This window comes from Kribbella sp. (genome assembly GCF_035655035.1).
Classification (GTDB): Bacteria; Actinomycetota; Actinomycetes; order Propionibacteriales; family Kribbellaceae; genus Kribbella.
Map to the genome: position 1 here is coordinate 1 of NZ_DASRVN010000648.1, position 5,415 is coordinate 5,415.

A 5,415-nucleotide genomic window follows, 5' to 3' on the forward strand; every position below is an offset into this window, starting at 1 on the left:
GATCACGCGGACGAGTGCGTCGGAGAGCAGGCCGAGGACGCCGTACACGACCAGGCCGACGATGATGATGTCGGTCTGCCCGTACGTGCGGGCCAGCTCCATCATGTAGCCGATGCCGCTGGTGGAGTTGATCTGCTCGACGACCACCAGCGACAGCCATGCACCGGTGACCGCGAACCGCAGTCCGAGCAGGAAGCCCGGCAACGCACCCGGCAGGACGACCCGTCGGATGAACTCCCGCTGGGACAGGCCTACGGTCTGCGCGAGTTCGACGTACCGGCTGTCGATGGTGCGCAGGCCGTTGTGGGTGTGCAGGTAGATCGGCACGAACACCCCGAGCAGGATCGTCACGACCTTCATCGACTCGCCGATCCCGAGCCAGAGGATCAGCAGCGGCAGCAACGCCAGCGACGGGATCGCGCGCTTGATCTGGATCGGGCCGTCGAGCACCGCCTCGCCGATCCGGGACAGGCCCGAGATCAACGCGAGGACGACGCCCAGCACGATGCCGAGCGCGAGGCCGAGCAGGGCCCGCTGGGCGGAGGTCCACAGGTTCGACTGCAACCGTCCGTCGGAGATCAGCTCGGCGGCCGTACTGACGACCGTCCACGGCGCGGACAGGATTCGTTGGTCGATCCAACCGGCGGCGGACCCGATGCTCCAGATCACCAGCAGCAGTACCGGCCCGATCGCGGCGCCGAACCGGATCGGCTTCCCCGGCCCGAGCCGCCGGCGCCGTACGACGGGACTCGCCGTGGCCCGGGTACGGAGACCGGGCAGCGTGGTCGCGCTCATTTGGTGGCTCCCTTGATCGCGTCCGCGGCAACCGTCTGGAACCGCAGGTCGAACAGGTCCTTCGCCTGGATCACCGGGTTGCCGGTCTCCTTGGCGAGCAGCTCGATGGTCTGCTGCTGGCGTTCGATCGCGGTGCTCCAGTCGGCCGGGATGTCCGGATGCCCGGCGTTGTCGACCAGCCACTGCCCGTCGGCAGCGCTGAGGCCCTGGTCCTTCACGTAGTACCCCTCGATCCATTCCTTGGGGTGCTTGTCGATCCACTCCTGCGCGATCCCCCAGGCCGCGACGTACGCCCGGATCGCGGCCGCCTTCCCGGGATCCTGGAGCGACTCGACCGGGCCGTACAGGTGCCCGGCGTCGTCGCGCAGACCGTGGTCGATGGTGGAGGCGCCGTCCTTGCCGTACTTCGCCAGGTACCGCTTGATCTGCACGCCGCCGATCGGGGCGACGTCGACCTGCTTGGACGCGAGCGCGTTCGAGTACACGTCACCGGTCGACGGCAGCTCGACCAGCTTCACGTCGTCCTTGGTCAGCCCGGCCTTCTGCAGCACCTTCAGGATCAGCGCGCCCTGCGCCTGGCCCGGGCTGTACGCGATCTTCTTGCCGCGCAGGTCGCCGAGCGTCTTCACCGACACCCCGGGCGCGATGCCGAGCTTGTAGATCGGGTGGCCGATCGGGTCCAGGCGGAACTTGGACGCGACGATCTTCACGTGCAGCCCGGTCCAGGTCGCGTTGATCGACGGGATCTCGGCGACCGACCCGAGGTCGAGGGCGTGCGCCCGGAACGCCTCGGTGGTCTGCGGTCCGCCGCTGAGGTTCGCGAACTGGACGTACTTCGACACCTTGTCGTACTGGCCGGACAGTTTCAGGGCGACCTCGGTGGCGGGATCGCCGACGACGATCTTGGTACCGGCCGGGATGGTGGTCGGCAGTGCGGCGTCCAGCGACAGCTTCGCGGCGCCGTTGGCGTCGGCCTTGCCGCTGCAGCCGGTGACCGCGACGGCGAGGAGGGCGAGAGTGGTCAGGAGACGTTTATTGGACATGGTGGGCTTTCGCGTAGTTGCCGTCGTGGTAGAGCAGCGACTCGTGCTCACGGCGTTCGGTGTGGGTGGCGAGGCGGGCGACGACCAGGTGGTGGTCGCCGACCGCGAAACGGTGCTCGACCTGCGCGCGCAGGAGGCTCGGGGCGTCGTCGAGAGCGGGTTCGCCGGTGGCCAGCCGGGACCAGCGGGTCGGCTCGGCGAACCGGTCGATCCCGCTGGTCGCGAACCGGCCGGCGATCGCGTGCTGGTCGGCGGACAGGAAGTTGATCACCAGGCTGGTCGTCCTGCTCACGGTCGGCCAACTGGAGGCGCCGTTCGCGATCGCGAACGAGACGAGCGGCGGCAGCAGGCTGACGGAGACCAGCGAGGTAGCGGTGAAGCCGACCGGGCCGTGACCGGCGTCCGCGGTGATCACCACGACGCCGGCGGCGTGCCGGCGGAAGACGGACTTGTAGACGTCGGCGTCCACGATCCGTTCCTCGGAACGGTCGGGAACCACGGACAGGGCAGGACGATGCAAGGCGGGAACGGACATGACTCTCCCTGGTGAGGAAGGGGATGTACGGCGAGAGTTCGCCGGGGTGACTGGGCCGTGCGTCAGCGACAGGTGGCGCTTGCCGTCCGCAGCAGATCGATGACGCGACGGCGGGTGAGGTGGGTCGTCGTCATGTCAGCTATCTTCGCATCATTGTCTACTGAGCAACTAGACAATCTCGTGATCCGGACCGACCCGCCGTCGCGGGCGGGGCGGTAGGTCGGTGTGCTCCGGACCGGCTCGCCCTCGCGGATGAGTTGTGCGTTGCCGTGATGCGGGCTCACACGTCGGGGTGGGTGTGCGTTCTACTTGCGTGATGACTACGGGGTTGCCGCCGTTCCAGGCACTGGTCGACGAGCACTGGCGCGACGTCGCCCGGCTGGCGCGGGCGATGGCCGGGCAGGACGGCGACGACGTCGCGCAGCGCGCCTGGGAGAAGGCGTACGCGGCGTACCCGGCGCTGAAGTCGGCGAAGAACCTGCGCGGCTGGCTGCTCACCATCACCGCCCGGTGTGCGACCGACGTACACCGGGCGCGAAAACCGCAGCGCCCGCTGGAGGAGGCACCGCCGGTCGCGGTCGACGGCCCGGAGGCCGCGGAGTGGCCGGACCCGGACCTCTGGCGAGCGGTGAACGAACTGCCGGAGCGGCAACGCTTCGCGATCACGCTGAAGTACGTCGGCGACCTGGACCACCACGGTGTGGCCGCCGCTCTGGACACCACGCCCGCCGCGTCGCGCCGACTGGTCAGCGACGCGCTGGCGACCTTGCGCACGAAACTCGGAGTACACGATGACTGATCTCGAGCGCCGGCTGACCCGGCTGCAGACCCCCGACCTGAAACCACCCGTCTTCCAGGACGCCGACGTCGCCTACACCCTGCACGACACGCCGATCGGGACGATGCTGCTCGCGGTCGCCCACGGGAAGGTCGTGGCAAGCTCGTTCGGCGACGAGGAGACGATGACCGCCCGGCTCGCCCGCGCGGTGTCCCCCCGCGTACTGCGCCAGCCGCGGCCGCTTGACGACGTACGTCGGCAACTGGACGAGTACCTCGACGGGCGGCGGCACACGTTCGACCTGGACGTCGATCTGGTGCTCGCGTCGCCGTTCCAGCGACTCGTACTCGAGGACCTTCCGGAGCACACCAGCTACGGGCGGACCACGACGTACGGCGCTGTTGCCGTCGGCATCGACAAGCCGAAGGCGGCCCGCGCGGTCGGTACGGCGCTCGGCGCGAACCCGGTGTGCGTCGTACTGCCGTGCCACCGGGTGATCGGCGCGAACGGCGCGCTCACCGGGTACGCGGGCGGCCTGGACGCGAAACGCTTCTTGCTGAACCTGGAAGCAAAAAGCTGACATTTCCGGAGTCGACCGGAACAGCTTTAAACTCGCTGCACAAGGAGCAGATCCCCAGTGTGGAGTGGGGATCTGCTTCTTTTACGCGTCAGCTAGTTGGCCGCGGGAGCGTGGATCTCCAGGATCAGCCGGCGGCGGCCGCCCCAGTCGCGCTTGTAGACCTTGTAGTCGGTGATGCCGGCGGCGGCGCAGAGCCGGCCGTAGCTGATCTCGTCGTGGATGAAGTGCACGCTGCTGCGGTTGTCGTCGTGCTCGGTGGTGACGATCCGGTGCTCGGGCCCCTGGCGCATCCCGTTGGCGATCTCGCCCGCGGTCGCCGGTCCCCACACCGGTCCCTCGATGATCGCGATCCCGCCCGGCTTCAGCACCCGGGAGATCTCGCAGATCGTGGAGATCTGCTCGTCCTCGGCGAACAGCTCGTGGAACGCGGTCCACAGGCAGATCACCGCGTCGAACGAGTCCCACTTGTACGGCAGGTCGGTCATCGAACCGATCGCCCAGTCGATCGCAAGCTCTTCCTCCACGGCCCGCGCGCGACCGGCCTCGAGCAGGTTCGGCGAGATGTCCAGCCCGCGCACGACCTTCCCCGCCCGCCGCAACGGCAGCGCCACCCGTCCGTACCCGCAGCACAGGTCGAGCACCGACTCGCGCCCTTCCAACAGCTCCTCGACCGCCTTCACGATCAAGGCGTCCCGCTCAGGCGTAGTTCGCGCAGCCAGCCCATCGGCCCCCAACTCCGCATACTCGGCCCGGCTACGCAGTGCGGAATTAAGCATGCCGCCAGTATTCCCGTGCCCCCGGGTCAGTTGTCCAGCGGCTACCACCTGGAGGAGTGGAAGGCTGGAGGAGAGGTGATCACCCCACGCGGTGCTCCGCGCGGCTCCTCCGTCGCCGTGCTACGCGCCGCTCCCACCCGTTACCGCGAACCCGCGCCGCGCATGACCGCACAACCCGACCCAACTCGCACACGCCCAGGTCCCACAACGGACCCCATCGGGATGCGCGGGGATGCCAACCCTGCGCCTTTCCGGAAACAATTCGCCGCCCAGTGACGGAAAAGTTCCGGAAAGCCTCAGCGGTGACCCGGCGGCAGCTCGTCGGCCGTGTCCACGTCCGCACCCTCGGGTAAGTCTGCGGGCGCCGGTTGGCAGGTGAGTCGGCGTCCACGCAGGCCTTTCCAGAATCTTGCTTCTGGGACCACAGCGTGAGGTCAGGCTGCTCCACTCCCGGCGGAAGTTGGCCGCGTCTTGGTCTGTGTGGGAACGGGCGCTCAGGGTGGAGACAGTTCGGCCGCAGAGCGGCACCACACTCCAGGTGGGTGGGAGCCGCGCGTAGCACCGCGCGGGCACACCACCTTCCCCTCGACGCCACCACAGGCCGAGGGGGTTAGCGGGTTTTGTTTGGTTGGCCTAGGCGGCCGAGGAGGATGGCGGCGAGCATTGAGACGAGGATTGAGGTGTAGGTGGCGCCGAGCCAGGCGGGGACGGGGTGGTGGTTGAAGAGGGCCTGCTGGAGGTTTGTCCAGAATGGGGACCAGCCGGACACGGTGCCTGGGTTGACCAGCTGGTAGGCGATGAAGCCGATCAGCCAGGCTACGGCCGGTTGCCAGCGGAACTTTGCCGTGTTCGAGACGTCCCAGCGCATCTTGCTGACCAGGAAGAAGTCGGCGATCGCGACCGCGAAC

6 protein-coding genes and 1 pseudogene are annotated in these 5,415 nt (G+C 68.4%); 2 read left to right on the top strand and 5 right to left on the bottom strand.

The window, feature by feature from the left end:
- From VFF46_RS33910 to VFF46_RS33920, 3 genes are all read right to left on the bottom strand, one after another.
- Positions 1–795, bottom strand: a 795-nt coding sequence (locus VFF46_RS33910) for an ABC transporter permease (RefSeq protein WP_325041333.1), incomplete at its 3' end; no start/stop codon positions are given.
- A complete protein-coding gene (locus VFF46_RS33915) occupies positions 792–1,838 on the bottom strand; it encodes an ABC transporter substrate-binding protein (protein WP_325041334.1) in 1,047 nt (348 codons plus the stop codon). The genes VFF46_RS33915 and VFF46_RS33910, both read right to left, overlap by 4 nt.
- The gene (locus VFF46_RS33920) at positions 1,828–2,373 is read right to left on the bottom strand and encodes a flavin reductase family protein (protein WP_325041335.1); all 546 of its coding nucleotides are present in this window, start codon (positions 2,371–2,373) and stop codon (positions 1,828–1,830) included. Before VFF46_RS33920 ends, VFF46_RS33915 begins: the two co-directional genes overlap by 11 nt.
- 316 nt (positions 2,374–2,689) lie before the next feature.
- On the opposite strand from VFF46_RS33920, the gene VFF46_RS33925 reads away from it, so the two are divergent.
- Both VFF46_RS33925 and VFF46_RS33930 read left to right on the top strand, forming a co-directional pair.
- The gene (locus tag VFF46_RS33925; RefSeq protein ID WP_325041336.1) at positions 2,690–3,172 is read left to right on the top strand and encodes a sigma-70 family RNA polymerase sigma factor; all 483 of its coding nucleotides are present in this window, start codon (positions 2,690–2,692) and stop codon (positions 3,170–3,172) included.
- On the top strand, positions 3,165–3,731 hold the full coding sequence (locus VFF46_RS33930) for a methylated-DNA--[protein]-cysteine S-methyltransferase (RefSeq protein WP_325041337.1): 567 nt from the start codon (positions 3,165–3,167) through the stop codon (positions 3,729–3,731). Before VFF46_RS33925 ends, VFF46_RS33930 begins: the two co-directional genes overlap by 8 nt.
- Before the next feature lie 92 nt (positions 3,732–3,823).
- Here VFF46_RS33930 and VFF46_RS33935 read toward each other — a convergent pair whose 3' ends face one another.
- The gene (locus VFF46_RS33935; protein ID WP_325041338.1) at positions 3,824–4,507 is read right to left on the bottom strand and encodes a class I SAM-dependent methyltransferase; all 684 of its coding nucleotides are present in this window, start codon (positions 4,505–4,507) and stop codon (positions 3,824–3,826) included.
- 610 nt (positions 4,508–5,117) lie between these two features.
- Positions 5,118–5,415: pseudogene (locus VFF46_RS33940) on the bottom strand (permease); the annotation flags it as partial.